Source organism: Vibrio sp. 10N.261.52.A1, from assembly GCF_002876325.1.
Taxonomy (GTDB): domain Bacteria; phylum Pseudomonadota; class Gammaproteobacteria; order Enterobacterales; family Vibrionaceae; genus Vibrio; species Vibrio chagasii.
The window spans coordinates 1-546 of sequence record NZ_MCYD01000277.1 but is presented as its reverse complement, the minus strand read 5'-3'; the positions used below and the strand labels follow the sequence as shown (position 1 = coordinate 546).

The following is a 546-nucleotide window of genomic DNA, read 5'->3' as shown; positions in this document are numbered from 1 at the left end:
GCATAAATCTTATCCGGATCATATTTTATCGGACGTAAATAACTGTACTATCGTTCCTGGGTATAACCAAAATAATATTGATGATTTTTTTGGTTCTATCGATGTGTTGTTATTCCCTTCCAGGTGTAAAGAAAGCTTTGGTTTAACCGTCAGGGAAGCTATTGCTAGAAATGTTTGGGTTATTACTACTGACTCCGGTGGTGTTACTGAGTGTATTATTGAAGGTGAAAATGGGAATGTTATTCCATTCTCTTCTGATTCAGAGGAATTGGAGAGTGCAATAAATAATGTTATCAACCAATATGAGAAACTGAAGCTTGGAGATGATATTGACTTACCGAAATATTCAATAACATATTTTAGCGATCAAGTAGATAATCTTGAAAAAATATATAAATTACACCTTTAGGATTAACTGATTAGGCAGGGTTGGATTTTATACTTCCAGCCCATTCCTTTGTTGGGAAGTTATCTTAATTTTATTTTTCTCGGTTGTTATTAGTTTAGATATAATCAGTTTTTATAAAATTAGATAATGATAAGATT

Annotated in this window: 1 protein-coding gene; it reads left to right on the top strand. The window is 31.9% G+C overall.

Annotated elements, in window-relative coordinates:
- Window positions 1-409 (top strand): glycosyltransferase (locus BCT81_RS03530; RefSeq protein WP_133152521.1); only part of this gene is annotated, 409 nt, incomplete at its 5' end.
- Window positions 410-546 lie beyond the last annotated feature (137 nt).